The organism is Streptomyces sp. NPDC126497, assembly GCF_040302425.1.
GTDB lineage: Bacteria > Actinomycetota > Actinomycetes > Streptomycetales > Streptomycetaceae > Streptomyces.
In genome coordinates this window covers 1-26,364 of the sequence record NZ_JBEORT010000025.1, presented here as the reverse complement: position 1 = coordinate 26,364, position 26,364 = coordinate 1, and the positions used below count along the sequence as shown (strand labels likewise).

The 26,364-nt window shown below is 73.0% G+C and carries 24 protein-coding genes; 18 read left to right on the top strand and 6 right to left on the bottom strand.

Going from position 1 to position 26,364, the window contains the following annotated elements; genetic code table 11:
* Window positions 1-20 precede the first annotated feature (20 nt).
* On the bottom strand, window positions 21-299 hold the full coding sequence (locus tag ABTY20_RS14150) for an acyl carrier protein (RefSeq protein ID WP_351997263.1): 279 nt from the start codon (window positions 297-299) through the stop codon (window positions 21-23).
* Window positions 300-328: 29 nt separating this feature from the next.
* Window positions 329-1,873 (bottom strand): alkaline phosphatase family protein, encoded by a 1,545-nt coding sequence (locus ABTY20_RS14145; protein ID WP_351997262.1) that lies wholly within the window; start codon window positions 1,871-1,873, stop codon window positions 329-331.
* 495 nt (window positions 1,874-2,368) lie between these two features.
* Here ABTY20_RS14145 and ABTY20_RS14140 point away from each other — a divergent pair, with 495 nt between their 5' ends.
* The 12 genes from ABTY20_RS14140 to ABTY20_RS14085 all read left to right on the top strand — a co-directional run bounded on the left by ABTY20_RS14140 (window position 2,369) and on the right by ABTY20_RS14085 (window position 14,380).
* Entirely contained in the window at window positions 2,369-3,307 is a 939-nt protein-coding gene (locus ABTY20_RS14140) for a glycosyltransferase family 2 protein (protein ID WP_351997261.1), read from the top strand.
* A complete protein-coding gene (locus ABTY20_RS14135) occupies window positions 3,304-4,473 on the top strand; it encodes a PIG-L family deacetylase (protein ID WP_351997260.1) in 1,170 nt (389 codons plus the stop codon). Before ABTY20_RS14140 ends, ABTY20_RS14135 begins: the two co-directional genes overlap by 4 nt.
* A gap of 81 nt (window positions 4,474-4,554) precedes the next feature.
* Complete coding sequence (locus ABTY20_RS14130) at window positions 4,555-5,667, top strand: radical SAM protein (protein ID WP_351997259.1); 1,113 nt, start codon at window positions 4,555-4,557, stop codon at window positions 5,665-5,667.
* Entirely contained in the window at window positions 5,660-7,966 is a 2,307-nt protein-coding gene (locus tag ABTY20_RS14125; RefSeq protein ID WP_351997258.1) for an AMP-binding protein, read from the top strand. The genes ABTY20_RS14130 and ABTY20_RS14125 overlap by 8 nt, the downstream gene beginning before the upstream one ends.
* A complete protein-coding gene (locus ABTY20_RS14120; protein WP_351997257.1) occupies window positions 7,966-8,739 on the top strand; it encodes an SDR family NAD(P)-dependent oxidoreductase in 774 nt (257 codons plus the stop codon). The genes ABTY20_RS14125 and ABTY20_RS14120 overlap by 1 nt, the downstream gene beginning before the upstream one ends.
* 35 nt (window positions 8,740-8,774) lie before the next feature.
* Window positions 8,775-9,935 (top strand): Gfo/Idh/MocA family protein, encoded by a 1,161-nt coding sequence (locus ABTY20_RS14115; RefSeq protein ID WP_351997256.1) that lies wholly within the window; start codon window positions 8,775-8,777, stop codon window positions 9,933-9,935.
* Window positions 9,932-11,035, top strand: a complete 1,104-nt coding sequence (locus ABTY20_RS14110; protein ID WP_351997255.1) for an LLM class flavin-dependent oxidoreductase — start codon at window positions 9,932-9,934, stop codon at window positions 11,033-11,035. Before ABTY20_RS14115 ends, ABTY20_RS14110 begins: the two co-directional genes overlap by 4 nt.
* A 25-nt stretch (window positions 11,036-11,060) precedes the next feature.
* Window positions 11,061-11,432, top strand: a complete 372-nt coding sequence (locus ABTY20_RS14105; protein WP_351997254.1) for a hypothetical protein — start codon at window positions 11,061-11,063, stop codon at window positions 11,430-11,432.
* 13 nt (window positions 11,433-11,445) lie between these two features.
* On the top strand, window positions 11,446-12,378 hold the full coding sequence (locus tag ABTY20_RS14100; protein WP_351997253.1) for a transglutaminase-like domain-containing protein: 933 nt from the start codon (window positions 11,446-11,448) through the stop codon (window positions 12,376-12,378).
* A 213-nt stretch (window positions 12,379-12,591) separates the two neighbouring features.
* Window positions 12,592-12,960, top strand: a complete 369-nt coding sequence (locus ABTY20_RS14095) for an MmcQ/YjbR family DNA-binding protein (protein ID WP_351997252.1) — start codon at window positions 12,592-12,594, stop codon at window positions 12,958-12,960.
* 59 nt (window positions 12,961-13,019) lie between these two features.
* Window positions 13,020-13,418 carry a VOC family protein gene (locus ABTY20_RS14090; RefSeq protein WP_351997251.1) on the top strand — a complete coding sequence of 133 codons (399 nt, stop codon included), beginning with the start codon at window positions 13,020-13,022 and terminating at the stop codon, window positions 13,416-13,418.
* Between the two features lie 26 nt (window positions 13,419-13,444).
* Window positions 13,445-14,380: an ROK family protein gene (locus tag ABTY20_RS14085; protein ID WP_351997250.1), complete on the top strand. Its 936-nt coding sequence runs from the start codon at window positions 13,445-13,447 to the stop codon at window positions 14,378-14,380.
* A gap of 20 nt (window positions 14,381-14,400) precedes the next feature.
* Here the strand turns inward: ABTY20_RS14085 and ABTY20_RS14080 are convergent, their stop codons facing one another.
* Genes ABTY20_RS14080 through ABTY20_RS14065 form a run of 4 tightly spaced genes read right to left on the bottom strand, consistent with a single transcriptional unit; the run spans window position 14,401 to window position 17,936 of the window.
* Window positions 14,401-15,774 (bottom strand): alkaline phosphatase family protein, encoded by a 1,374-nt coding sequence (locus ABTY20_RS14080; protein ID WP_351997249.1) that lies wholly within the window; start codon window positions 15,772-15,774, stop codon window positions 14,401-14,403.
* A gap of 48 nt (window positions 15,775-15,822) precedes the next feature.
* Window positions 15,823-16,272, bottom strand: coding sequence for a type II 3-dehydroquinate dehydratase (locus ABTY20_RS14075; RefSeq protein ID WP_351997248.1), 450 nt, complete (start codon window positions 16,270-16,272; stop codon window positions 15,823-15,825).
* Window positions 16,269-17,651: an alkaline phosphatase family protein gene (locus ABTY20_RS14070; RefSeq protein ID WP_351997247.1), complete on the bottom strand. Its 1,383-nt coding sequence runs from the start codon at window positions 17,649-17,651 to the stop codon at window positions 16,269-16,271. Before ABTY20_RS14070 ends, ABTY20_RS14075 begins: the two co-directional genes overlap by 4 nt.
* 18 nt (window positions 17,652-17,669) lie before the next feature.
* Window positions 17,670-17,936, bottom strand: a complete 267-nt coding sequence (locus tag ABTY20_RS14065) for a phosphopantetheine-binding protein (protein ID WP_351997246.1) — start codon at window positions 17,934-17,936, stop codon at window positions 17,670-17,672.
* A gap of 671 nt (window positions 17,937-18,607) precedes the next feature.
* Between ABTY20_RS14065 and ABTY20_RS14060 the strand changes: the two genes are divergently transcribed.
* The 6 genes from ABTY20_RS14060 to ABTY20_RS14035 all read left to right on the top strand — a co-directional run bounded on the left by ABTY20_RS14060 (window position 18,608) and on the right by ABTY20_RS14035 (window position 25,511).
* Window positions 18,608-19,774, top strand: a complete 1,167-nt coding sequence (locus tag ABTY20_RS14060) for an aminotransferase class I/II-fold pyridoxal phosphate-dependent enzyme (protein WP_351997245.1) — start codon at window positions 18,608-18,610, stop codon at window positions 19,772-19,774.
* 69 nt (window positions 19,775-19,843) lie between these two features.
* Window positions 19,844-20,500 (top strand): HAD-IA family hydrolase, encoded by a 657-nt coding sequence (locus ABTY20_RS14055; RefSeq protein ID WP_351997244.1) that lies wholly within the window; start codon window positions 19,844-19,846, stop codon window positions 20,498-20,500.
* Window positions 20,497-21,522 carry an LLM class flavin-dependent oxidoreductase gene (locus ABTY20_RS14050; protein WP_351997243.1) on the top strand — a complete coding sequence of 342 codons (1,026 nt, stop codon included), beginning with the start codon at window positions 20,497-20,499 and terminating at the stop codon, window positions 21,520-21,522. Before ABTY20_RS14055 ends, ABTY20_RS14050 begins: the two co-directional genes overlap by 4 nt.
* Before the next feature lie 2 nt (window positions 21,523-21,524).
* Complete coding sequence (locus ABTY20_RS14045; RefSeq protein ID WP_351997242.1) at window positions 21,525-23,120, top strand: serine hydrolase domain-containing protein; 1,596 nt, start codon at window positions 21,525-21,527, stop codon at window positions 23,118-23,120.
* Window positions 23,121-23,174: 54 nt separating this feature from the next.
* Window positions 23,175-24,017, top strand: coding sequence for an SAM-dependent methyltransferase (locus ABTY20_RS14040; protein WP_351997241.1), 843 nt, complete (start codon window positions 23,175-23,177; stop codon window positions 24,015-24,017).
* A gap of 51 nt (window positions 24,018-24,068) precedes the next feature.
* On the top strand, window positions 24,069-25,511 hold the full coding sequence (locus tag ABTY20_RS14035; RefSeq protein ID WP_351997240.1) for an MFS transporter: 1,443 nt from the start codon (window positions 24,069-24,071) through the stop codon (window positions 25,509-25,511).
* The last annotated feature ends 853 nt before the right edge of the window (window positions 25,512-26,364 follow it).

Genomic DNA, 26,364 nt, shown 5'->3' with positions numbered 1-26,364 from the left:
GGAGGCGGGGGTCCGGGCGCTCAGGCCGGCTCGTTGGCGGGCTCGCCCTTCTGCACCCGGCTGTTGACGTACTCGGCGAGCAGGTCGAGGTCGTCGATCAGCTTGATCGAGAGGTCCTCGTCGGCGATCTCCACCCCGAACTCGCTCTCCACCCAGATCAGGAACTCGATGGTGTTGACCGAATCCAGTCCCAGCGCCTGGACGAGCCCTTTGTCAGGGACCTCGGACGGCTCGAGGGACAGTTCGAGGGAGTCGACGAGCACCTTGCGCAGCCGGGCCTTCGTCTCCTCTGGTTCCATGTCGCGCATCCCTTCGTGTCGGTGATCGCTTACAGGTAGCCCATCTCGCGCAGCCGGCTGCTGGTGTAGTCGTCCTCGCCCGCGTCCTGCGTCGCGTCCGCCGGGCCGGGCGCGGACGGCGCGGCGTTGCGCAGGGCCAGGCGCCGGTCCGTCGGGGGGACCGGCACGTCACCGGTGAACACCTCGGTGCGCGGGCGGCCGTCGACGTCCTGCGGCCAGGCGGCCCCGAGGTCCGTCAGCAGCGTGGGCATGGCGTCGGTCAGCGGGATCGTGCCGGGCAGCCGGCCCGGGCGGACGCGGGGTGAGCGCTGCGCCCAGATGCCCTCGTGCCGGTGGAGTCCGCTCTGGGCGCTGGGAGTCCACAGCGTGCCGGTCAGCGAGGTGACCGGCAGCACGGACTCGTCCGCCGGGACCAGCAGCAGATCGGGCGCGAGCTCGACGTTGCCGCCCGGATAGGCCTCCTGCCGGGGCAGGACCGCCCGGAAGACCGGGTCGCCGGTGGGGCCCTTCAGCGTGCCGAGCAGGTCGGTCACCTCCGCGGTGACCCGGTCCCGGTCCCGGGGCGCAACGGTGCCCCGGTGCTGCCGCGCCTTGAGATTGAGGTTGAGGCCGTAGGAGCCGGGGACCGGCATGTAGACGGCCGTCCGGGAGAAGTCCACCCGCCGCCCGCCGTCGGCGAACCAGCTTGCGGTGCCCTCAGCGGGCCCCTCGCCGGGCTCGGTGGCGAGCAGTCCCGCCTCCTCGAGCACCTGGTGCACGGAGAACGCGTACCGGCCCCGGCCCAGACCGTGGTCGGAGACGAGCGTCACCACGGTGTCCTCGTCCACCAGCGTCAGCAGCTCGCCCACCGCGGTGTCCAACGCCTGGTAGATCCGGGTGAGGGCCCGCTCCCAGCCACTGTCCGCCGGGGCGTCCTGATGCCGGGGGTGCCCCGTGTCCTCGTAGTGCCAGTAGTGGTGCCCGACCCGGTCGGCTTCGGTCAGGACGACCATGACGACGTCCGTGGGCCGGGTGGTCATCAGATGCCGCACGGACCGGATCCGGGCCTCGACATTGCGCTCGGCCTGATCCAGGTAGCCCATGTCCCCGCGGAACATCGTGGCGAGGTCGGACTGGAAGTGCGCCCGGGCCGTGGCGAGTTCGCGCAGCAGCGAGTCGGGGCGGCAGTGCCGCAGAGTGCGCTCCAGGGGCCAGGTGATCTGGTAACCGGGCAGGTCGGCCGGCGGGTGGGACATCGGGATGTTGACGAGCCCGAGCGTGTACGACTGTGCCGCGAGCCAGTCCCATGCCGAGGACCGCCCCAGATCGCCGGCCTGGGTGATCCGGGCGCCGTAGCCGGGGTCCTGGGTGTCGTAGAACTGGTAGATGCCGTGGTTGCCGGGGTCCGCCGCGCTGACGAAGGTGGACCAGCCGGGAGCGGTGTGGGCCGGCCAGGTGCAGGTGGTCCTGCTGCTGGCCGAGGCGGTCAGGAGACTTCCGATGTTCGGGAGCAGTCCCCGCTCCACCAAGGGGTCGATGAGATCGAACGTGCCCCCGTCGATTCCGATGACGAGGGCGAGCGGCGAGGGTGGCACGTGATTGCCTCCAGCGGTGTCGCCGGTGATCGGACCTGACCGTAACACTGAAGCAGACCGGCATCCTGCGAAAGACCTTTGTCAGGGGCACCTTGACCGAAAACCGAGGATCGGACGCCGTTCCGTTCCTGTTCCGCCGTTCGGTTCGGGGAGACCGACGACGCACATGAACAGCTCCTTCCGGATGTGCTGGACACGGATCGGATCTCCTGCGGTTATGGCCAAAACGAATCGCCCGGAGTGATCGCTTTGGTGTCCGCGCGTGCTTTCCGGGCAGGTGGCCTTTCCGAAATTCAGCATGCCCGGTTGACTTCCCCAGCTTCGTCGATGGAACCTTCCCAGGCGGGCTCTTCGCGGACGGTCCGGCGTCATCCCGCGTCTTCCTCTGTCGTTCACGTCGATTTCCGCGGCGCACCCGCCTGGTTTCCCGCGCTCCGGAGCGCGCCGGGATGTGCCGGGCAGTGCTGGTTCCCCTGTCCACGGAAAGGCCGATGCATGTCCCCGCACCTGCCATCCGCTCCGCTCACCCTGTCGGTGGTGGTCCCCACCCGGGGCGACCACCAGCGGCTGCGCCTCACGCTCGCCTGTCTCGCAGCCCAGACCGACGCACCCGCCCACGAGGTGATCGTGGTCGACGACAACGCACCCGAGGGGCGTCCGGCACTCGTCGAGGTCCTCGCCGAGGCTCGCGACCGGCTGCCGCTGCGCGTGGTGCCCGGCCCCGGACGAGGGCGGGCGGCCGTCCGCAACACCGGTGCCGGCGTGGCCGAGGCCGCCTGGTTGGTCTTCCTCGACGCCGACGTCGTCATCGGCCCCCGTTTCCTGCGGGCGTACGCCGACGCCGCCCGGCCCGGGGTCTTCCTGCACGGCCGGATGCGCGAACTCCCCACGGCGGCACGGCTGCTGACAGCGCTGGCGGACGCGCCCTGGCCCGAGATCCAGCGGACCGCCGCCGAGCTGACCGGATCCGCTCCGGACGCCCGCGGCCCGGATCCCCTGCGCCGCACGATGGCGAACGCCCTGGAGCGCGCCGTCGAGGCGATGGACGCGGGAACCCTGCCGGACGTCGCCGCCTGGCTCGGCTTCGTCGGCGCCAACTCGGCTGTGGAGAAAGAGGCGTGGCACTCCGCGGGCGGCTTCGACGAGGGGTTCGGGCGCGACTGGGGCTGTGAGGACATCGAGTTCGGGGTGCGGCTGCACGCCGCGGGGCTGCGGCGCGCCCTGGTGCCCGAGGCGTACGGCATCCATCTCAGCCACGCCCGGCCGGACCGCTGGCACCAGCACGGGCGGAACATGGAGCGGTTCGCGGTGCTGCACCCCCTGCCCGGGGTACGCGCCCTGACCGCCCTGCTCGGCCCCGACGGCACCCCGGAGCGCTATGTGGCCGCGGTCCGGGCCGAGGCGGCCGGGGCCCGGCCGACCGGCACCCGATGAGCGCGCAGCGCGAGGCCCGCGCCCAGCTGGTGGTCTCCCCGCACCCGGACGACGCGGTGTGGTCTCTCGGCGGCCGGCTCGCCCACTGGGTCGCGCAGGGGGTCCCGGTCACGGTGGTCACGATCTTCGACGGGCCGGAGCCGGAGGCCGGTCCTGCGGTCGCGCCGGCAACCGGCTCCGCGCCGGCATCCGGGTCCGTGTCGGAGGAGGCGGCACCGGACGCCGCCGGCGCGCGCCGCTCCGCCGCCCCCGGCGCCGGGCGGCACGCCGCTCACCCCGTGCGCCTTCCGGCCCCGGAAGCGGATTCCCCGGCACCCGGTCCGACCGACACGTACCGGACTCGGCGGCAGGCCCACTCCCTGCCGCACCGCCGAGCCGCGGCCGCCGACGACCCCGACCCGCGCGGCACCGCGGTCCCCGGCGCACTCGACGCGCACGGCGCGGAGCGGGATGCCGCCCGCGCCGTCCCCTACCACCCCGCCGCCGACGCCCTCGCCCCGCCCGGTGCCCGGCGGCACGACGCCCACCCCTTGCTGCGCCGCCGCCTCCCGTCCCCCGGCACGCCCTCGCCCGACGACCCCGACGCCTGGCGGTACGTCGCCCGGCCCGCGGTCCGGCGTCGTGAGGACCGTGCCGCGCTCGGCGAACTCGGTGTCGAGCACGTCTCGCTCGGCTTCACCGACGCCGCGCTGCGCACCACGGACGGCCGGTACCGTTACCGTTCGGCGCCCCGGGTCTTCGCCGCGCGCCACCCGGACGACGACGATCTGCCCGGCGCGATCCGGGACGCCCTGCGTCCGCTGTGCCCGCCCGGGACCCGGGTGCACGCCCCCCTGGCCGCCGGCCGGCATGTCGACCACGTGGTCTCCCGGGCCGCCGTGGAGCGCCTCGCCGTACCCGGCACCGCCTGGTACGAGGACTTCCCCTATCCCTTGCGCAGGCGGGACCACCACGGCTTCGTGGCCCGCTGCCAGTCCCTCACCGACGCCGAGGTCGAGCGCTGGCTGGTCGCCGCCCTGCACTACGCCAGCCAGGCCGAGGCTCTGTTCGGCGGCCCGGACGGGCTGCGCCGGGCCCTGCTCGCCCGGGCCCGCGCCCATGGAGCCGAGGCGGGGACACCGCACGCCGACCGCCACTGGCTGGGCGCCGAGCCGGACGGCCCCTAGCAGTCCACCGGCCCGGTGCCCCGGCCCCGCGTACGACCGCGAGTCACGTGCCCCGTCGGACGACCGTGAAAGGACCCCCAGATGCCGCCCCTCGCCCCGCTTCCGCTGATCGGCAACGACCTGGTCATCAACGAGGACTCGTGCAACCTCAGTTGCACCTACTGCCTGACCGGGCAGAGCAACCTCAAGGAGGGCCACTCCCTCAAGCTCATCTTCGACCCGCCCAAGCGCGACGACTACTCCCCGGACTCGGGCCTCGGCCGGCGCATCAACACCGTCGCCGACCGGCTCGGTGACCGCTTCGACCTGCCGCTGCTGAAGGTCACCGGCGGTGAGATCTTCCTGGTCCGCGGCATCATGGACTTCCTTCAGGAGCAGTCCTCCCGGTACGAGGTCCTCGTCGTCCAGACCAACGGCGTGCTCGTCACCGACGAACACCTCGAACGCATGCGGTCCTGGGGCAACGTCGTCCTCCAGGTCTCCCTGGACAGCCACCTCTACCCGGGCAACAGCTACCGCGTGCAGTCGGAGTCGCTGCACACCAAGGTGGTCCGAGCCGTCAGCCGGATCCTCGACTCCGGCCTGCCGGTGGAGATCTACGGCGTCCTCAACGACCGCAGCGTCGGCGAGCTGTCCGACTTCGCCGGCTGGCTCGCCGCCTTCGACACCGCGCCCACCTTCTTCCCCTTCCCGGTCCGCGGCCCGGACGCCGAGAGGTTCGCGGTCCGCCGCGACCAGATCGGCCATATCGAGGAACTCGCCGAACGTCACGACGAGTTCAGCCGGGTCCTGCCGCCGCGCGCCTACTTCGACCGGCTGCTCAGCTTCTACCACGAGGGCAGGCGCACCTTCCGCTGCCATCTGCCCCGGCTGGTCGTCTCCAGCTTCAGCGACGGCGTCGTCACCCCCTGCCCCAACATCTGGTTCTCCGACATGGGCAACCTCCTCGGCGACGAGGCCGAGCACCTGCTCGACCGGCTCGGCTCCAGCGGCCTCTACCAGGCCCTCCTGGCGCCCAAACCGAGGCTGGGCGCCTGCCACGGCTGCTTCACCCCCTGGGACACGCTCTCCATGTACTTCGAGGACGAGATCACCCTCGACGAGCTGTGTGCCGCCCCCACCTACGCCCCGCCCCGCATCCGCGGCATGATCGAGCGGGCCAAGGCCGACTACCTGGCGAGCAGCGATGGCTGAGGGTGCCGAACGGGCCCCGGACACGCTCCTGGACGCCGTCGGGCGCCTCGCCCCGGACACCGGGATCCTGCCCGGCCGCACCTCGGCCGAGCTGACGGCCGAGGCGCAGCAGGTCGCCGACGCCCTCAAGGCCCAGGGTGCCGAGGGCGAGGCGGTGGCGCTCCGGCTGCCCAACGGGCCCGGCTGGGTGGTGCACTTCCTCGGCCTGCTCGCCGCGGGCGCCCGGCCGCTGCCCATGGCACCCGACACCCCCGACCCCGAGGTCCGCAGACTGCTGGAGCTGGCCGGCGGCGGACGGGTGCTGACGCCCGCCGACGGGCCCGGCCGGCCGCCCCGGCTCGACGGCACCCCGGGCACCCCCGCCGACGGCGGACCCGGCGTCCTGCTGCCCACCTCGGGCTCCACGGGCGCCCCCAGACTGGTCTGGCGCCCCGAGGCGAGCTGGCTGTCCGAGGCCCGCCGCTACCGCGACGGCGTCGGCCTCACCGCCGAGGACGTCCTGCTGCTGCCCGTACCGCTCTCGCACGCGTACGCCCTCGGGTGGATGTGCGGCGCGCTGCTCACGGGGGCCGCCCTGAGACCCGTACCGCCCACCGGACTCGGCGAGACGGCACGCGCACTCGCCACCGGGGCCACCGTCGTCGCCCTGGTGCCCGCCACCGCGCGGCTGCTGGCCACCCGGCAGCGGCTGCGCGCCCGCCGCGCCGGGCCCGAAGCGGCCCCGCCGGCTCCCCGGCTGCGGATCGCCATGGCGGGCGCGGGTCCGGTCGACGGCCCGCTCGACGCGCTGTTCCGCGAGGCCTATGGCCTGGGGCTCGCCCGTAACTACGGGTCCACCGAACTCGGCGCGGTACTTTCCGGCCCGGCCGGGCTGCCCCCGCTGTGCGTGGGCTCTCCCCTGCCCGGGGTCGGCGTCCGCCTCCTGGACCGCACCACCCGCGCCGTGACCGCGGACGGCCCCGGAATCCTCCAGATCCGCACCGACGTGCTGCCCGACTGGCACGACACCGGCGACCTGGCCGTCCCCGAGCAGGGCCACTGGCGCATCCTCGGCCGCGAGGGCACCGCCGTCCGGCGCGGCGCCCGCTGGGTGGCGCCGCTGGAGATCGAGTCGGTGCTGCGCGCCCACGGCGGCGTACAGGACGTGAGGGTCGCCGCCCGACGCCGCTCCCACGAGGGCGAGGACGGACTGGTCGCCGAGGTCGTCGTGACCGACGACACGACCGGCGAGGAGGAGCTGCGCCTCCACGCGGCCCGGCACCTCGCCCCCTACAAGGTCCCCGACACCTTCGTGCTGCGCACCGCCCTGCCGAAGACCGTCACCGGCAAGGCCGCCGCCCCCGTCCGCTACCGTCTCACGCCGCGTGCACTGCGGGCCGCCCGCGCCTACAAGGCGTCCGAGCTGCTCTTCGCGCTCCACGACCTCGGCGCCCTGAGCGCCCTGGCCAAGGGTGCCGAACTCGCCGACATCAGCACCGAACTCGGCTGTGACACACGGGCACTGGAGCTGCTCCTGGACACCGCCACGGCCCTCGGTCTGCTCTCCACCGCACCCGCCCCCGACGGCCCCGCCGTCGTCGCCGACGAACTCGCCGCCTTCGTGGAGCTGGAGAAACGACTCTCCCGCGATCTGGTGAGCCGGGAGGCGTTGGCCGCCGTGGCGCGTACGGGCGTACACCAGCGTTCGTTCGAACAGCGCCCGCACGACGCCGAGTTGGTGCGCGTCTACCAGGGTGCCATGAGCGGCCCCTCCGCCCGCGCCCGCACCGCCGTCGGCCTGCGGCTGGTCCGGCCGCGGCCCGGCACCCGGCTGGTGGAGGTCAGCGCCGGGCCCGGCCGCTACCTGGAGCGGCTGCTCGCCGCCGACCCCACGGCCACAGGCCACCTGTGGCAGACCGGCCGGCTTGCGGGCCCGGTGTGCGAAGCGGTGCGCGCGGCCGTCGCCGACGGCCGGATCACGACCGGGCCCGAGCTGCCGCAGGGCGACGCCGACGTCTGCGTCGTCGCCAACAGCGTCCACGACCCCGCCGGCGGCGCCCGCCTCGCGCCACTGCTACGGACCCTGAAGCCCGGCGGTCTGCTCCTGGTCGACGACGTCTTCCTGCCCTCCGGCACCCCTGACGGCGCGCCGGGCGAAGGCGCCGAACTGGCGCTGGACTGGCTCACGCACGGCGGCACCCGCTGGCCCACCCTCGCGGCGCTCACCGCCGCCCTGGCCGATGCGGGTGCGGACCTCGTCCGCGACCTGCACTTCGAAGGCTCCCCCTGTCATCTCGTCCTAGCCAAGGAGGCCGACTGATGGACGATCCCATCGTCCGTATCGCCGAAACCATGGGACAGCGCGGCCGAGTCGTCGTGGTCTCCGGAGCGTCCGGGACCATCGGCAGCGCCTGCGCCCGCCATCTTGCCGAACTCGGCGCCACCGTGGTGGCCGGCTACCACAGCGGCGAGGACCGGGTGGGTAAGCTCGCCGCCCAGGTCGAGGAGGCCGGCGGCACGCTCGTGCCCGTCCGGGCCGACCTGTCGGCGCCGGGTGGCCCGTCCGCGCTCGTCTCGGCCGCCCTCGACCGGTTCGGCCGGATCGACGGCCTCGTCGCAGCCGCCGGACTGCGCACCCGGCGCCTCGCCATGGCCACCGACGCCGACACCCTGGCCGGACTGCTCGACGTCAACCTGGCCGGCTCGGTCAACCTCGCCAAGGCCTGCCTGAAGCCGATGATGCGCGCCCGCTACGGCCGTATCGTCCTCTTCGGCTCCCGGGCCGGCACCAGCGGCCTGCCCGGGCACAGCGCGTACGCGGCGACCAAGGGCGCCCTGCAACCGTGGGCCGCCTCGCTCGCCGGCGAGGTCGGAAAGCACGGCATCACGGTCAACGTGGTGGCGCCGGGAGCCATCCGGGCCGAGGTCATGGACTTCTCGCCCGAGGAGCGCGACCTCGTGCTGAAGTTCATCGGTGCCGGGCGGCTCGGTGAACCGGATGAGGTCGCCGCGGCGGTCTCGTTCCTGCTCTCCCCGGCGGCCTCGTACGTGAACGGCAACACCCTCGTCGTGGACGGCGGTGCACGCTTTTGATATCCGGCACGGCCCACGCACCCCGCGGCTCCGCCGTGGCCACCGAACGTTCCCGGTCACGCGCGGCCGACGCACCGCGCCTGCGCACGGCCGTCCTCGGCGCGGGCTGGGTTTCGCGCACGGTCTGGGTGCCGCTGCTCGAGGCTCACCCCGCGTTCGAGGTGACGGCGCTCGTGGACGCCGACCCCGCCGCGGCCCGTGCCCTGGTGCCTCCCGGACGCGACGTCGTCGTCGGCACCGGCCCGGACGACCTGCTCGGCCTGCCCCTGGACCTCGCCGTCGTCGCCCTGCCCAACCACCTCCATGTGCCCGTCGCCCGCACCCTGCTCGGCCGCGGTGTCCCGGTGTTCGTGGAGAAACCGGTCTGTCGCACCGCCGCCGAGGCGCGGTCCCTGGCCGAGGCCGCCCGGAGCGGTGCGGGCGTGTACGCCGGGAGCGCGGCCCGCCACCGCGCCGACGTCCAGGCACTCGCGGCGCTGCTGCCCTCGCTCGGCGACCTGCGCGCCCTCGGCCTCGACTGGACCCGGGCGTCCGGGATCCCGCAGCGCGACGGCTGGTTCACCGACCGCCGACTGGCCGGCGGCGGCGCCCTGCTCGACCTCGGATGGCATCTGCTGGACGTCGGTCTCGACCTGCTCGGCCGACCGGGGGTGACGGCCGCTCTGGGTGCCGTCTCCGGCGACTGGCTCGGGGACACCGACGCCACGGCCGACTGGAGCCCGCGCGGCCGGGACCGCGACACCCCGGCCCGCACGGCGGGCGACCCGGTGGAGGACACCGCGCGCGGGTTCCTGCTCACCGACACCGGCGTCGCCGTCTCGGTCCTGGCGCGCTGGGCCTCCCACCAGGCGGTGGACAGCACCACCCTCAGCGTCGAGGGCACCAAGGGCGTCGCCGTCCTGCGCGGCACCTTCGGCTTCAGCCCGCACCGCGTCCCGCGCTCCTCGCTGACCGTGCTGCGGCGCGGCGAACGCACCGAGGTACCGCTGCCCGAGGAACCCGTCGGCATCGAGTACGAACGCCTCGTCGACGACCTCGCCCGGCGGCTCACCGACCCCGCGCGCTCCACGACCGGGGCGGACGGCGGCTCGCTGGCCGAGATCGGCGTACTCGCCCACTGCGTCGACCGGCTCTACGCGGCGGCCGGCCGCACCGGTCCTTCCCCGACGACCCCGGAAACCCGGAGCACCCCATGAAATTCGCGTACTTCACCCATGTATGGGGACGGGAGAACCTCACCGTCCGTCAGCGGTACGAGGAACTGTGGCAGGAGGTCGAGGCGGCGGACCGGCTCGGCTTCGACTACGCCTTCTCCGTCGAACACCACTGCACCCCGGAGGAGAGCTGGATGTCCTCGCCCGCGGTGTTCTGCACCGGCGCGGCGTTGCGCACCGAGCGCATCCGGGTGGGGCCGATGGGCTGGGTGCCGCCGCTGCACCACCCGCTGCACATCGTGGAGCAGGCCGCCACCCTCGACCAGCTGCTCGGCGGCCGACTGGAGGTGGGACTCGCCTCCGGGGTCAGCGACCAGCCGTTCAGGCCTTTCGGCGCCGACTTCGCCGGCCGCAAGGAGCGCACCCGGGAGTGCGCCGACCTGCTGCGCACCGCGTTCACGAGCAAGGGCGCCTTCGACTTCGACGGACCGGTGCACCGACTGCGCGACGTCACCCTGTCGTTCGGCGCCGAGCAGAGCCCCCACCCGCCGCTGTGGATCCCCACCACGGACCGCGCGACCCTGCGCTACCTGGCGAGGACCGGAGGACACACCTGCTCGACCATGATCGTGCCGCGGGCGGCCATGGGTGTCGTCTACCGCCACTACGTCGACTGGTGGCGCAAGGAAGGGCGACCGGGTGTGCCGAACATCGGCTACTGGAGCCTCGTGCACGTGGCCGAGACGGACGCCGAGGCCGAGGCCCGGGCGGCCGAGCAGGCGACCCGCACCTTCGTCGAGACCCTGCGCTACGGCGCGGTGCGCCGCTCGACCGACCGGCCCGCCCCGGCGAGCGGCCTGAGCACCGCCGACATCCTCGCCGGCTGCCACGACTTCCGGTTCCTGATGGACCAGAACCTGATCTTCGTCGGCTCGCCGCGCACGGTCGCCGACCGCATCGCCGCGGCCGCCCGCGAGGGGCACTTCAACACCCTCTTCGGCGAGTTCGTCTTCGGTGACGTCACCGGCGGCGAGGCGATCGGCTCCATGGAGCTGTTCGCCCGGGACGTCGTCCCGCAGCTGGCCGCGTTCTCCCCGTACCAGCCCTCCGAGACGGCCGAGCCGAGCGTCGCCGTCTCCTGAACCCCAGGGACCAGCCTTGCCCTCCATGACCGAACGTGACGGTGTCCTGATCGGATTCGCCGACGGTGACACCGCCGCCCGCCGGGCGCTCGCCCGGCGCCTCACCGACCTCGTCGCGCAGCGCGGCGCCCGGGCGACCGTCCTGACCGGCCCGGCCGTGCCCGCCGAACTGCGCGCCGCCCTCGGCCCGGACGCCACTGATCTCGTCGTCGAGGTGACCGGCGGGCCGCGTGGCGCCGAGCCGATCGTCGTCCCGCCCGGCGAGCCGGATCCGCTGGACCGCCTCCTGAGGGAGCTGGAGCGGCACGGGCTGCCACCGGCGCCCGCCGCTCCCTACAGCCCTGACGAGGAGGACGAGGTGGCCCGCCGTCTCGAAGCCCTCGGCTACATCGACTGACCGAGGTTGCCCCATGGTGACGCCCGTCGGCAGCGCGCCGCGCGAACGCCGGCTCCCCGACCCCGAACGCATCGAGGACCTCGTGCGGCGCCTGCGCCAGGTACCCGATGGTCAGCGGCGCTTTTCGGTCACGCCCGCGCAGGCCCGCCGTGTGCACGGCGTCCGCCCCGATCTGCTGGCCGCCCTTACGGCCGCCGGCGTACCGTACGTCGGTGCGGGCGACGAACGGCTCTACGACGCCTACGACCTCGGCAACGCGGCCCTGCACCTCGGCCGGCTCTCGGTGCAGAGCCGGTCCATGCGCGCGTGGGCCAAGGCCTGGCAGACCGCGCTCGGCCAGATGCCGGGTCACCGCATCCAGGTGGTCTCCGCCTGTCCGGTCCCGGGCCATCCCGGTCCCTGCCGCTACGGCGTCCTGCTCGACGGCCAAAGGCGCCAGGTCGTGGGACCCGCGGCGGAGGCCCGGCTCGGAGAGCTCCGGGCGACCCCCGCCCACCGCGTCTGGCCCGAACTCCCGCCGAACGTGAAGGAGCTGCTCCAGGAGGTGGCGGACATCGGGTTCTTCCTGCTGCCCGAGGCGGTGCGCTGGGACCCCGAGTTCATGTGGCGCACCCGCATGTCGGACTGCGGGGGCGCCGCGGCCTGGCTGGTCCACGAGGGCAGCCGGCGCGGCCTGGAGACCCGGTTCTCCTTCGGCCTGCTGGTGGCAGCCCCGTACTCCACCCCGCACTGCTGGGCGGAGTTCCGCGTCGACGGGGTCTGGGTGCCGGTCGACCCACTCCTCGTCCAGGCCCTCAACCAGTGGGGCGGACTGGACCCGGGCGCCTTCCCTCCCGACGACACCCCGGGCGCCCTCTTCCACCGGCTCACCGACCGCTTCACCAAGGTGGTGAGCCACGGCGGCATCTGGGCGCAGGTCTCACTGCCCACGGAACGGACCGACTGAGCGGGCCCGGGCGTGGCGGCGTCCCGGTGACGGTCCGCGGCACTCCCCGGCGCAGTGCCGGACTTTTTCGGCCATCGTGCCCGGACCGCAGGCGTGTTGGGCGCGACCGCCACAGGGAAGGCCTAGGCTGGCGGACGCCACCGGAGCGCCGGACTCCGCCGGTCGCGTGCCTCCCGGCACGTCGCCGGTCCCATCCGCGACGAGAGGACGGGCATGACCCCTGAAGAACTGTCGGACTTCGCCCTGGAGCTGCCGAACGCCACGGACGACGAGGCCTTCGGCCCCGGCGCCACGGTGTTCAAGGTCGAGGGCAAGGTGTTCGCCATCCTTCAGGACGCCACGGACGAGGGGCCCGCGCAGGTCACTCTGAAGTGCGAGCCCGACCTGGCGCTGCACCTGCGTGACCAGTACCCCGCGGTGGGACCCGGCTACCACGTCAACAAGAGGCACTGGAACACGGTCCTGCTCGACTCCACGGTCCCGGCGCCCGAACTCAAGGAGATGGTGGAGCACTCCTACGACCGCGTGACGTCCGGCCTGCCGAAGGCGGTGCGCGAACGCCTGCGGCTCCAGCGCGGCTGACCGCCGGGACGGCCCGCGCCCACCCGAACAACCCGACTCCAAAGGAAAGAGCACCACTCATGGCAGTCCCTCAGCTGTCCCTCTTCGGAATCGTCGTCGACGACATGCCCAAGGCCCTGGCGTTCTACCGCCGTCTCGGGCTGGACATCCCCGCCGAGGCCGACGCGCAGCCGCACGTCGAGACCGTGCTGCCCGGCGGGGTGCGGCTCGCCTGGGACACCGTGGAGACGGTCCGCAGCTACGACCCCGAGTGGAAGGCGCCCAGCGGCAGCCACCGGTTCGCCGTCGCCTTCGAGTTCCCCGACGCGCAGGCCGTCGACGCGAAGTACGCCGAGCTGGTCGACGCGGGCTACGTCGGGCACGCCGCGCCCTGGGACGCCGTCTGGGGCCAGCGTTACGCCATCGTCCTCGACCCCGACGGCACCGCGGTCGACCTGTTCGCACCGCTGGCCGACTGACCGTCCGCCACCGCGGGAGCCGGCCGGTGCCATACCTCGGGATCGACATCGGCGGCACGAAGGCCGCGCTGCTCCTGGAGCGGTCCGGCTCCGCGCCCCCGGCACGGCTCAGGTTCGCCTGGCCCCGGCACGGCGGCGCCGACGACGATCTGGACGCGCTCGCCTCGGCGGTGTCCCGGATCGCGGCCGACGCAGGCTGTGCGGGGCTCGCCGGGATACGGGCGGCCGGTCTCGCGCTGCCGGCCACCGTGCGGGAGGGCAGGATCACCGTCTGGCCCTCCCGGCCGAGCTGGGCCGGGCTGCGCCTCGACGCGCTGCTGGGGCGGGTGCTGCCGGGGATCCCCGTGCTCCACGAGGACGACGGAAACCTGGCCGCCCTCGCGGAGGCCGCCCGCACCGGCGTGCCCGACCTGGCCTACCTGGGCCTGGGCACCGGAGTGGGCGGCGGCATCGTCCTCGACGGACGGTTGCACACCGGCCCGTTCGGCGGCGCCGCCGAGATCGGCCACATGGTGATCGATCCCGGCGGCGCCGTCTGCGTCTGCGGGCGGGCCGGCTGCCTGCAGGCCGTGGCCTCCGGCACCGCGACCCTCGCCCGAGCCGCCGCCCTGCGCGGCGCCCCGGTGGACGCGGCGGCCTTCCGCACCGGGCTCGCCGAGGACCGCCCCTGGGCCACCGACCCGCTGCGGCAGACGGCGGCGGCGCTGGCGGTCGCCGCCGTCAACCTCGGCGAACTCCTCCAGTGCCGCCAGATCCGCATAGGCGGCGGCTTCGGCCACGGCACACCGGGCCTGCTCGGTCGCATCCGTGCGGAGACCCGGCGGCTGACCCGCCCCGGCGTCGCCCCTCCCGTGATCCGCCGCGCCGCCCACGGCGCCGACGCCTCCCTGCACGGAGCCGTACTGCTGGCCCGCACCGGAGGGGTGGCGCAGCCGGCCGGCTCCCGTGCGGGCCGGGCCTGACGGGCCCGAGCCCTTCCGCCTCACCCGGGCAGCCGTCCGCCTCCCGGCAGGCCCAGCAGCTCCCGTAGCGCGGGAGCCACGTCGTACAGCGACAGCCCGTCCGCCCGGCCCGGGGTGACGCCGGGTGAGTCGAGGAGGAAGATGCCGGTGTCGCCGTGGTTGGCGTGGTCGGGGCCGGTGTCGTTCTCGGTGGTGTACAGCCCCTCGCCCAGGCCGAGGGTGGCCAGCGCGCGCCAGCGCAGGTTGCCCACGTAGACCAGCAGGTCGGGGGCGATGCCGTTGACCTCCGGGTAGAGCTGCTGGGGGCGCAGGGCACGGGTGCCCATGGGGTTGCCCTGGTCGTCGGGCAGCCGCTCCAGCGCGCTCGCGATGCGGTCCAGGGTGTCGTCGTACTCCCGCGCCGGAACCACGCCCTCGGGCTCGCGGCCCTCCACGTTGAGGAAGATCCGGCCGTAGTAACCGCCCTCCGCCCACGCCGTGGTCCGTTTCCAGTCGACGTGCGCCTTGGCCATCGGCGTCGGCCCGTCCGGTTCCTTCGCCAGGACGAGCAGCCCCTCGCGCCGCAGCCACTCGTTGATGAACAGCCCGCCGACCATGGGCTGCGCCCCGTGATCGGAGACCACCAGGACGGCGGTGTTCTCCGGCAGGCACTCCAGGAAGTCGCCGATGTGCCGGTCAAGCGCACGGTAGTAGTCGCGGAACAGGTTCTCGTAGGGGTTGCCCGGCTCGTGGCGGGGGTGCTCCGGGTCGCAGTACTTCCAGAAGCCGTGGTGCAGCCGGTCCGGGCCCATGTCGACGAAGGACAGGAACTCCCAGTCCTGGCGGGTGGCCAGATGCCGGGCCACCCGGAAGCGCTGCTCGCTCATGTCGAAGATCTGCTGGGAGACCCGTTCCAGCTCGGGCGAGCGGAAGTTCTCCACGTCGAGCGCGTAGCCGCCGGTCAGCTTCTCCAACTCGTCACGCAGATCGGGCGGCGAGGTGTATTCGGCGCGGGTCGAGGGAGCCAGGAAGCAGGAGACCATCGCGCCGCGGATCGGGGCCGGCGGGTAGGTGCCGGGCACGCCCAGCACCACGCTGTCCCGGCCCGCGGCCGTCATCTCGTCCCAGATCCGTGGCGCCCTGATGCTGTGCGAGGTGGCGAAGGCGAGCGGCCCGTAGTCGTGGGCGGCGCGGTCGCGGAAGCCGTACACCCCGAGTTCTCCCGGCGTGCGGCCGGACATCATGCACGACCAGGCCGGCATGGTGATGGGCGGGTCGACGCTGCGCATCGGGCCCCACAGCGAGCGCTGTCGCAAGGCACTGAGGACGGGCATGTCCTCGGCGAACCTGTCGAACACGAGCTGCGGCGTCGCCGAGTCGAGTCCGATCACGGCCACCCTGCCGGGCTGGGGCATCGATTCCTCCCTCTCTGGGGGACGGGGGTCGGGGTGGGGCGCAGCGGGTCAGTCCGGCTCGCCCGCCGAGGACACCAGCTGGGTGAGGGCCTGAGCGGCGACGCGGTAGCCGAGTGCGCCCATGCCCATGACCACGCCCGCGGCGAGCGGGGCGGTGACGGACATGTGGCGGAAGCTCTCGCGCGCCCAGACGTTGGACAGGTGCACCTCGATCCAAGGAGGCGCGAAGTCGGCCAGCGCATCCCGCAGACTCCAGCCGGCGATCATCAGCGCCCCGGGGTTGACCAGGGCGCCCACCGCGTCGCCGTGCTGCTGGAGCAGGTCGATCAACTCCCCTTCGCTGTTGCGCTGTTCGGCGACCAGCTCCCAGTTGCGTGTGGAGATCTCCTTGGCCACCTCGGCCTCGATCCGGGCCAGCGTGGTGGTGCCGTAGATCTCCGGTTGGCGGGTGCCGAGCGTGCCGAGGTTGGGGCCGTTGAGCAACAGCACATGGCTCATTTCCGTTCCTCCTCACCGGCACCGAGGACGACCGCGCCGTCGAGCCCCAGCGGCCGGATGCCGATCGAGGCGAGCACGGTCGGCGCCACGTCCACCATGTCGAACGGCTTCTGCGGCACACCGGCGGCCGTCCGCGGGGCACGGGCGCCACGCCGGTAGAACACCGCGTTCTCGCGGGTGTGGGTGCCGGTCAGCGTGTCGGAGCGCACCTGGGCCGTGCCCTCCCAGCCGCCGCGCAGCTGCACGCCCGGCGCGGGCAGCGCCAGCAGATCCGGGGCGTGGCCGATCAGCGGACCGTGGTACAGCTCCTCCGACCGGTACACCGCGGAGACCAGCAGGGGTCCGTCCACATCGGCACCGACCCGTTCCCCGTCGAAGCGCAGGGCGGTGAGTTCGGCGGCGATCTCCTCGGCCAGTTCCTCCGCCTCCGAGTCGGTGAGCCCGCCGCCCGGGAACCTCCTCTTGCGGTGCAGGTAGATCCGCGCGGGGTCGAGGGCGAAGGCCCCGGTGCGCGCGTCGAGTCCGGCGGCGAGCTTGGGCGCGGCGCTCCGCGGAGCCAGATGACCGGCCTCCCGCAGCCAGGAGTTGACGTAGAACTGCCGGTCGACGGGGCCGAAGCCGTGGTCGCTGACGAGGAACAGCTCGTCCTCGTCCCGGCACAGGTCGACGAGCCGGCCGACGCAGGAGTCGACCAGCCGGTAGAAGTCCCGTACGGCTCCGTGCAGCGGGTCGGCGGGGTCGGCCACCGCCCGCCACAGGAAGTGGTGCACCCGGTCGGTCTCGGTGACGACCGCCACCCCCAGGTCCCACGGCTCGTGGGTGAGCAGGTGCTCCATGGCGTCGGTGCGGGCCCGCAGCGCCCGTACCGCCCGGCCGAGGAACCCTTCGGGGTCCTCGGCCACATCACCGACCTCGACGTCCAGCTCGTAGCCGAAGCCGCGCAGCACCGGAAGCAGCCGGGCCGGGGTGACCGCGTTCTCCATCCGGGGCGCCACGAAGCCGGAGACCACGACGCAGTCGGCGACCGGCGCGGGGTAGGTGCCTGGCACGTTGAGGCACACCGTACGGCCGCCCGCCGCGGCGGTCAGCGCCCACAGCGGGGGCTGGCGCAGCTGCAGCAGATTCGAGAAGTGCACCCGGTAGTCCCCGTCGGGCACGAGGTCGGTGAAGCCGAAGATGCCGTGCCGGCCGGGGTTGGTCCCGGTGAGGAAGGTGGCCCAGGAGGTGGAGCTGATCTCCGGCACCGGAGCCCGCAGCTCGGCACAGTACCCCTCGCCCAGCAGCTCGCCGATGCGGGGCAGGGTCCCCTCCGCCGCGAGCTCGGTCAGCAGGGTGCGCGGCATTCCGTCGAGCCCGATGATCAGGGCGCGCTCGGCCATGTCTGCTGTCTCCGTTCGTCAGACGGCGGGCGTGCCGCTGCGGTCCATGCGGTCGTTGACGTAGGCGGCGAGCAGGTCGAGGTCGTCGATCAGCTTGATCGAGAGGTCCTCGTCGGCGATCTCCACCCCGAATTCGCTCTCGACCCAGATCAGGAACTCGATCGTGTTGACCGAGTCCAGTCCCAGCGCCTGCACGAGCCCGTGGTCGGGGATGCCGGACGGCTCGACGGACAGTTCCAGGGAGTCCACGAGCACCTTGCGCAACCGAGCCTTTATCTCTTCCACGGCGGAGCGTCCTTTCGGGGAAACGCGAACCGGACGAGCGGAGTGCAAAGGGAAGGCGGGCAGAAGGGGAGCGGCTGGGGTGCCCGCGCGGGCACCGTCCTCGGTGCGAGCTGTCGGCCGGTCCAGAACAGTCGCTGGCCCGGGAGGAACCGCGAACGGGCGGCATGGAAATGTGCCCGGGGCATCGTCGGCTTTCCCGGCGGGCACCACGATAGGGGGATTTGCATTTCGGTTCAGGCATGCAATTTGGCCATTCCTCCGGCGCGGGCACGACGGCCGAGAACACCGGCCCCGGTGCGGTGCGCAGCGGTGTCCCGGCCGGGGTCCGGCGGCCGTGGGGGTGGCAGAAAAACTACCGTGCGGACCGTGGCGGACTCGCCCCTTCCGTCGCGGTGTTGACGCCGTTCGGCGGAGCTTGCAGGATTTGGACCGCCGGGCGACCCCGATCGCCCCTCCACCGTCTGCCCGTTTCCGTCAGCGCAGCTCGACCGGGTCGTATCGGCCCGGACTCCTTCGTCAGCGCGACGCCACGAGAGGCTCCGCCTCAGCGCCGCGAACGACGGGCTCGCCCCCGGCCCGGGACTCGTGTCCACCGCCGGACCGGACGCCGCCCGTGGAGTCGTCGCCGTACCGCGCGCCGCACACCGACCGAGACGACGAGAGGCACGCCTATGTCATCCGATCCGGCCCAGCCCACCCTGACGTTCCCCGCGTGGCCGCAAGCCGGCGCCGAGGAACGCGAGGGTTTGTTGCGCGCCCTGAACCAGGAGGGCTGGTGGCGCAACGGTGGCAGCGAAGTGGACGGTTTCGAGCGCGAGTTCGCCGAGCTGCACGGGGCACCGCACGCCGTCGCCACCACCAACGGCACGCACGCCCTCGAACTCGCGCTGTCCGTCCTCGGCGTGGGCCCCGGTGACGAGGTCGTCGTGCCCGCCTTCACGTTCATCGCCTCCTCGCTCGCCGTCCAGCGGCTCGGGGCGGTCCCGGTGCCCGCCGACGTCCATCCGGACACCTACTGCCTCGACATCGAGGCCACGGCACGGCTCATCACCCCGCGCACCAAGGCCGTCATGCCGGTGCACATGGCGGGCCAGGTCGCGGATCTCGACGCACTGGCGAAACTCGCCGAGGCGACCGGAGTCGCCGTGCTCCAGGACGCGGCGCACGCGCACGCGGCCCGCTGGCACGGCCGCCGCATGGGCGAGTTCGGCTGGATGGCGGCGTTCAGCTTCCAGAACGGCAAGCTGATGACGGCCGGCGAGGGCGGCGCCCTGCTGCTGCCGGACGAGGAGAGCCACCGGCAGGCTTATCTGCGGCACGGCTGCGGACGTCCGCCGGGCGACCGGGTCTACGCCCACCTCACCCAGGGCTCCAACTACCGCATGAACGAGTTCTCGGCGGCTGTCCTGCGGGCGCAACTGACACGTCTGGAGGCACAGATCGCCGTACGCGAGCAGCGCTCGCGCCAACTGACGGCGGCGCTCGCACGGATTCCCGGTGTGGTGCCGCAGGGCCGGGACGACCGGTGTGACGTGAAGTCGCACTACATGGCCATGGTGCGGCTCCCCGGGGTGACGCCCGAGCGCCGCACCGCCGTGGTGGACGCGCTGAACGCGCACGGCATCCCCGCGTTCGTCGGCTTCCCCCCGGTCTACCGCACCTCCGGCTACTGGCAGGGCCCGTACTCCGGCGACGCCGACGAGATCGGCAAGCGCTGCCCGGTGGCCGAGGAGATCGGCGGCGACTGCGTGTGGCTGCACCACCGGGTGCTGCTCGCCGACGCCGCGACCGTGGACCGGCTCGCCGAGGTGTTCGCCGAGGTCGTGGCCCGCACCTGAGGCGCGGCGGCCCGATCCGCCGCGCACCTGGGAACGCTTCTGTCAGGCCTATCACGGAACGGGGAGCAGATGACGGCTCAGCGTGAGTTCGGCACGGTGGTCTTCGATCTGGACGGGGTGCTCATCGACAGCTTCGCGGTCATGCGCCAGGCGTTCGCCATCGCCTACCGGGAGGTCGTGGGCGAGGGAGAGCCGCCGTTCGAGGAGTACCGCACCCACCAAGGGCGTTACTTTCCGGACATCATGCGCCTGATGGGCCTGCCCCCGCAGATGGAGCGGCCCTTCGTCGAGGCCAGCCACCGGCTCATCGCCGAGGTCGAGGTGTACTCGGACGTCCCCCTGCTGCTGAAACGGCTGCGGGAGTGCGACATCCGCACCGGCATCGCCACCGGGAAGTCCGGGGCACGGGCGCGCAGCGTCCTCGAGGTGGTGGGTCTGCTTCCGCTGCTGGACACGGTCGTCGGCAGCGACGAGGTCCCGCGACCCAAGCCCGCGCCCGACATCGTCCGCGAGGTGTTGCGCCGGCTCGGCGCCGGCCCCGATGACGCCGTGATGGTGGGGGACGCCGTCATCGACATCCAGAGCGGCCGGGCCGCCGGGACGGCCACCGCGGCGGCGCTGTGGGGGGAGACCGCACCGGATCCCCTGCGGGCGGAGCGCCCCGACTTCGTCCTGGAGCGTCCCGCGGACCTGCTGGAGCTCGTCCCCGGCGGGGCGGCCCGATGAGCATCGAAGCCCCGCGTCCGCGCCTCGCCGTCGTCGCCCCGCAGGGCACCAACCTCGAACTGGCCGGGCTCGACGGAGCCGCCGCCTGGCGCACCCTGGCCGACACCGCGGCGCTGGCCCGCACCTGCGGATACGACACGCTGTGGCTTGAGGACCGCACGGACACCCTGCCGCGCCGGGAACTGCAGCCGGTGACCGAGTGCTGGACCGCGCTCGGCGCCCTCGCGGCGACCGTCCCGGACCTCGGTCTTGGCCTGCTCAGCGCGGCTCCGCCGCACCGCAACGCCCTCCTGCTCGCCAAGCAGGCGGCAGGCGTCGACATCATCTCCGGCGGCCGCTTCACCCTGGGACTGCCGACATCCCCGCATCTGCCGGAACACGTCGCCGCGGGCACCGCCCGCCACGGGGCCGGGACCGGGCCCGCCCTCACCGAGACGATCGAGGCACTGCGGGCCCTGTGGTCCGGCACCCGCACCAGCGTCACCGGTGAGACGTTCGCGCTCGCCGGCGCCCACGCGGTGCCCGTCCCGGTCCAGCCCCGGTTGCCCCTGGTGATCCGGGTGGACGCGGCCCGCCCCGACGCCACCGGCCTGCTGCCGGAGGCGGCGGTCCGCGAGTGCGCCGCGGTGCAGTGGCAGGGCGAGCCCGGTGAAGTGGCGCGCGCCGTCACGGAGTTCGGGCTGCGACGGGAGAAGCTCGGCCTGGACCCGGCCCGGACACAGCATGCGTTGCTGGCCGAGTGCCGGGTCTTCGAGGACCGGGTGAGCCGGGACCGCTGGCTCGCCACCCCGCACGTGGTGGCGTTCTGGAGCCACCACCCCGACCTGCTGGCCCGGCGCAGTCTGTACGGGACGGTCGAGCAGATCCTCGAACGCGCCGGGCTCTATGCCGCCGCCGGGGTGACGGAGTTCGTCCTGTGGTTCCGCGACTATCCGGAGACCGAGAGCCTGCGCCGGTTCGCCGAGGAAGTCGCACCGCGGCTGCCGACGTCGGCCCACGGCACGGACATCGAGGAGGCGTAGACGTGCCGGCGCCCACCGCGACCACCGGCTATCTGTCGGACGCCTGGCTGTCCCTGGCCGCCGGGCTGCGCCCCGCACCCGACCTCGGCCGGCGCAGCACCGTCGCCCTTCGCCTGACGGTCACCGACCCGCCCCCCGGCGTCCACGCCACGGTCGACGTGCGCGTCGACCTGGAGGCCGGCCGGCTCGCGGTCACCCCGGCGGCCGGAGAGCCACCCGGGCTGCTGATCACCCTCCCGTACACCGCCGCCTACACCCTTCTGCTCGGCGCCGCGCGGCCACGCGCGGAGCTGCTGGAACGCGGCGACGTCACGATCACCGGCAACTTCAGCCTGCTGTTCTTCATCGACGCGGCGCTGCAACGCGACCGCAGCGGCCATGTCGCCGCCCTGCGCGCCGGCACCGCCGTACCCCCGGGGCACGTACCGTGGGACGAACCGAAGACCGAGGAGGGGGGGACCGGCACATCCCGGACCGACCGTGAGGCCCTCGCCCGGGCCGCCGACACCTTGCCCGGCACCCTGCGGGAGCTGCGCCGCGAGGTGGGCACCTCCACCCCGGGAGCACAGTTCTACGCCTCCCAGGACGGCAGGGTCCTGGCCGACGTCGGGCTCGGCCTGGCCCGGCCCGGCGTCGCCATGACCGCGCAGTCCGCACCCCTGTGGTACTGCTGCGCCAAGCCGCTGCTGTCGGTCGCGCTCGGCCGGCTGTGGGAGGCCGGGGACTTCGACCCCTACCGCCCGGTCGCCCACTACCTGCCCGAGTTCGGCACCAGGGGCAAGTCCCGCATCACCTCGATGGAGTTGCTCTGCCACACCGGGCCGGTGCCCACGGGCCTGGACCCGCTGCACGGGGTGGTGACGGGCCCGGACGCGGAACGGCTGCGGCGCGCCCTCGACGTGCAGGTCCCGCTCAGGTCCCCCGAGAACCGGCCGGGCATCAACTACAGCCAGTGGTGGGCCTGGTTCGTGCTGGCCCGCCTGCTGCCCGCCATCGACGGCCGCGACTACGTCCCCTACGTCGAACAGCAGATCCTGCGCCCCTGCGGCATGGAGCGCACCCGGGTGTGTCTGACCCCCCAGGAGCATGGTGAGTTCGGCGACCGGCTCCCGCTCATCCATGTGTCCAACCTGGGTGACGTACCGCAACCGACCTACTTCTGGTCGACGCGCGGCGCCACCACCCGCTGCGTCCCCGGGGTGAACACCCGAGGTCCCCTCAGCGACCTCGGCCGCCTGTTCGAGATGCTGCTGGACGCCGGGGACGCCCCCGGCGGACGCGTCCTGGCGCCGACGACCGTTGCTGCTCTCACCGCCCGTCATCGCACCGGACTGACGGACCGGTACGGAAACGCCGACTGGGGATTCGGTCTCCGTCTCGAATCCCGCTCGATCGGCCCTGAGTACACAAGCTTCTCGCGTCATGCCTCCCCGCGCGCCTTCGGCCACGACGGACTGTGGACCGCCGTCGTCTTCGCCGACCCGGAGGCCCGCCTCACCGTGGCCGTCCACCTCAACGGCAAGGTGGAGCACGAGCGGCACCGCGAACGCATCCTGCGGATCGCCGACGCCGTCTACCAGGACCTCAAACTCACCTGACACCACGGGAACCCGTCAACAGCCCGGGCTTCTCGCACCCCAGAAAGGCGTCCGATGGCACAGCAGCCCGCCCCGCCCACCCTTCCCGTCCCCGACGAGGTCGGCCGTCTCTACGACCGCTATACCGGCCTCGGCAGTGCCACGCTGGGCGAGAATCTGCACTTCGGATACTGGGACACCCCGGACAGTCCCGTCCCGCTGGAGGAGGCGACCGACCGGCTGACCGACCTGATGACGGACCGTCTGCGCATCCGCCCCGGCGCCCGGGTGCTGGACCTCGGCTGCGGCACGGGACGCCCCGCCCTGCGGATCGCCGACCGCACCGGGGCGGACGTCACCGGCATCTCCATCAGCCACAAACAGGTCGAGCGGGCCACGGCGCTGGCCGCCGACCGCGGCTTGGCGGACCGGGTCCGTTTCGAACGGGCCGACGCGATGGACCTGCCCTTCGGCGAAGACTCCTTCGACGCGGTCATCGCCCTGGAGTCCATCATCCACATGCCCGACCGCGCCCACGTCCTGCGCCAGGTGGGCCGGGTGCTGCGGCCGGGCGGGCGGCTGGTGCTCACCGACTTCTTCGAACGCGCGCCGATCCCCGACGCGGGGCGGCCCGCCGTCGAGCGGTATCTGCGCGAGTTCATGATGACGATGGTCCAGGCGGAGGACTACCCGCCCCTGCTGCGCCAGGCCGGGCTGTGGTTCGAGGAGCTGACCGACATCAGTGAGCCCACCCTGCGCCGTACCTTCATCGAGCTGTCCGCGCGGATCAGCAGCTCCGCGCAGCGACTGGCCGCCGACTACGGGGGCGAGCTGGTCGAGCAGTTCAACCCGGCCGACATGACCGACGTCGAGGAGTTCGGTCATCTGCTCGTCGTGGCTGTGCGGCCCGTTCGCTGAGATGGCGGGATGCAGCCGTCGGCCCCGGAGGCACTGGCAGGATGGCGGGTCATGTCACACATGATTTCCGAACCGGATTCCGCCCGGGGCGAGCGGCGTGACGGCACAACCACGTGGATCGCCGTGTTCGCCGCCTGCGTGGGACAGTTCGTCGTCGTCCTCGACATCTCGGTGATCAACGTCGCGTTGCCGTCCATCCGCGAGGGTCTCGACGTCGGTGCCGGAAGCCTGCAGTGGGTGGTCAACGCCTATGTGATCGCCTTCGCCGGGTTCCTGTTGCTGGGCGGCCGGGCGTCCGACCTGTTCGGGCGCAAGGCCGTGTTCGTCTTCGGACTCGGCGTCTTCACCATGGCCAGTCTGCTGGGCGGGCTGGCGACCTCGCCGTGGATGCTGATCGTGGCCCGCGCCCTGCAAGGTCTCGGGGCGGCCGTGCTGTCGCCCGCCACCCTCACGATTCTCACCACGACCTTCCCGGAAGGCACCGGACGCGTCCGTGCCATTGCGATGTGGACGGCCGTGGGAACGGGAGGCGGCGCGGCCGGCGGGGTCATCGGCGGGGTGCTCACCGACTATCTGTCCTGGCGCTGGGTCCTGCTGATCAACGTTCCGCTGGGGCTGATCGTGATCGCGGCGTCGGCGGTGTGGCTCGCCGAGGGCAGGACCAGGCAGACGGGCCGGCACCAGCTCGACCTTCCCGGAGCCGTCCTGGCGACGCTCGGCGCGGGCTGCCTGGCGTACGGCATCTCCCGGACGGAGTCGCACGGCTGGGGCTCTGCACCGGCCCTGGGATTCCTGCTCCTCGGCGTCGTGGCGCTGGGGGCGTTCATCGCCGTGGAGCGCCGTGCGGCCGAACCGCTCATCCCCCTCGGGGTCTTCCGCGTGCGATCGGTATCCGTGGCCAACATCATCACCATGGTCAGCGGCATGGCCTTCTACGCGATGTGGTTCTTCCTGTCGCTGTACATGCAGAACGTGCTGAAGTACTCGGCTGTGGAAACCGGGCTCGCCCTGTTGCCCCACACCCTCGCCGTCGTCCTCTCCGCCCAGCTCGCACCCCGGATGACGCGCTGGATCGGCGGACGCGCGCTCCTCACGCTCGCCGGTGTGCTGACTGCGGCGGGCTTCTTCTGGCAGGCGGCCATGAAGGCCGACGGCACCTTCCTGATCACCCTGCTCGGTCCCGGCGTCGCGTTCTCCTTCGGCGCGGGTGTGATGATGACCCTCCAGTCCGTCTTCGCCACCACGGGCGTGCCCCCGCAACAGGAGGGAGTGGTGGCAGGTCTCGTCAACACCTCGCGCACCATGGGTGGCGCACTCGGGCTGTCGGTCCTGTCGTCCCTCGCCGCGAGCCGCACCGACCGGGCCGGGACCGGTCTGGAGGCGCTGACCTCGGGGTATGCGAGTGCGTTCTTCGGATCCGGAGTGGTCATCGTGCTGAGTACGGCACTGATCGCATTGCTGCCCCGGTCGCCGCGAAACCCGGCGACCCCGTGACCACGGGGCTTGCCGGAGCCTGTCCGCGGCGATGACACCCGGCCCGTGCGGTGCGGCTACCGGACCGAAGCGGCAGCGGGCCCGGTCCGCCGCTTCGATGACACGGCCACGGTGGTCACCGGTGCCACGCGGTCACATCAGCCGCCGCACCGACGCTGTTTCTTCTTCGGCGCCCCGCGCGTCAGGGGAAGGCCCTGTCCGGTGGTGCGCGGCCGGGGCGATGCCCACGGCTGCAGCCGCAGAGGACTGGTCGAGCGCCTCGGCCCGAAGGTCGTCGCCGACCTCGCACCGGCTTCAGGCCAACCCGCACCGCCCGGGACGAACACCGCCCACCAGGCCGTCGTGAACACCTTCAACCAGCACCCCGATCAAGAGTTCCGAGCGCGTGAACTGCACGAACGCCTCGGCACGCCCACCGACGAGGCATCCGTCAGCATCACCCGCAGCCGCCTCGGACGCCTCACCCCGAGGCTTCCTCACTCGACCCGGACGAGGCCGCTACCAGAAGCGGACCTGACGCCCACTGAAAGCCACCGGTCGGGTCTCAGCACTGCCCCGGTACTGACGTAGGCGAGCCGTCGGCCGGATGTCAGTCAGCTGACGGAGGCTGTCGGCACGGTGGCCGAGCGATTCTCGTGGAGACATCGAATCCGCCCGGTACCCGGGCGAGACCACGAGGAGCGGACCATGAACACCATCGCGCAGCACTGGATCAACGGACGGTGGACCGGCTCCGGCTCGGTTCTGGAATCGGTCAACCCGGCCGACGGCACGGTGGTCGGCTCGTTCTACGACGGTGGCGAGGCGGAGGCCTCGGCCGCCGTGGACGCCGCCGCCGCCGCGTTCGAGACCA

Bases quoted from the DNA above. Each gene is read 5' to 3' on its own strand.
- ABTY20_RS14130 (WP_351997259.1), top strand. From the start codon at position 4,555: ATGCCGCCCCTCGCCCCGCTTCCGCTGATCGGCAACGACCTGGTCATC.
- ABTY20_RS14120 (WP_351997257.1), top strand. From the start codon at position 7,966: ATGGACGATCCCATCGTCCGTATCGCCGAAACCATGGGACAGCGCGGC.
- ABTY20_RS14055 (WP_351997244.1), top strand. From the start codon at position 19,844: ATGACGGCTCAGCGTGAGTTCGGCACGGTGGTCTTCGATCTGGACGGG.
- ABTY20_RS14070 (WP_351997247.1), bottom strand. From the start codon at position 17,651: ATGGCCGAGCGCGCCCTGATCATCGGGCTCGACGGAATGCCGCGCACC.
- ABTY20_RS14105 (WP_351997254.1), top strand. From the start codon at position 11,061: ATGACCGAACGTGACGGTGTCCTGATCGGATTCGCCGACGGTGACACC.
- ABTY20_RS14150 (WP_351997263.1), bottom strand. From the start codon at position 299: ATGGAACCAGAGGAGACGAAGGCCCGGCTGCGCAAGGTGCTCGTCGAC.
- ABTY20_RS14040 (WP_351997241.1), top strand. From the start codon at position 23,175: ATGGCACAGCAGCCCGCCCCGCCCACCCTTCCCGTCCCCGACGAGGTC.
- ABTY20_RS14075 (WP_351997248.1), bottom strand. From the start codon at position 16,272: ATGAGCCATGTGCTGTTGCTCAACGGCCCCAACCTCGGCACGCTCGGC.
- ABTY20_RS14135 (WP_351997260.1), top strand. From the start codon at position 3,304: ATGAGCGCGCAGCGCGAGGCCCGCGCCCAGCTGGTGGTCTCCCCGCAC.
- ABTY20_RS14110 (WP_351997255.1), top strand. From the start codon at position 9,932: ATGAAATTCGCGTACTTCACCCATGTATGGGGACGGGAGAACCTCACC.
- ABTY20_RS14095 (WP_351997252.1), top strand. From the start codon at position 12,592: ATGACCCCTGAAGAACTGTCGGACTTCGCCCTGGAGCTGCCGAACGCC.
- ABTY20_RS14080 (WP_351997249.1), bottom strand. From the start codon at position 15,774: ATGCCCCAGCCCGGCAGGGTGGCCGTGATCGGACTCGACTCGGCGACG.
- ABTY20_RS14125 (WP_351997258.1), top strand. From the start codon at position 5,660: ATGGCTGAGGGTGCCGAACGGGCCCCGGACACGCTCCTGGACGCCGTC.
- ABTY20_RS14060 (WP_351997245.1), top strand. From the start codon at position 18,608: ATGTCATCCGATCCGGCCCAGCCCACCCTGACGTTCCCCGCGTGGCCG.
- ABTY20_RS14035 (WP_351997240.1), top strand. From the start codon at position 24,069: ATGTCACACATGATTTCCGAACCGGATTCCGCCCGGGGCGAGCGGCGT.
- ABTY20_RS14140 (WP_351997261.1), top strand. From the start codon at position 2,369: ATGTCCCCGCACCTGCCATCCGCTCCGCTCACCCTGTCGGTGGTGGTC.
- ABTY20_RS14100 (WP_351997253.1), top strand. From the start codon at position 11,446: ATGGTGACGCCCGTCGGCAGCGCGCCGCGCGAACGCCGGCTCCCCGAC.
- ABTY20_RS14050 (WP_351997243.1), top strand. From the start codon at position 20,497: ATGAGCATCGAAGCCCCGCGTCCGCGCCTCGCCGTCGTCGCCCCGCAG.
- ABTY20_RS14090 (WP_351997251.1), top strand. From the start codon at position 13,020: ATGGCAGTCCCTCAGCTGTCCCTCTTCGGAATCGTCGTCGACGACATG.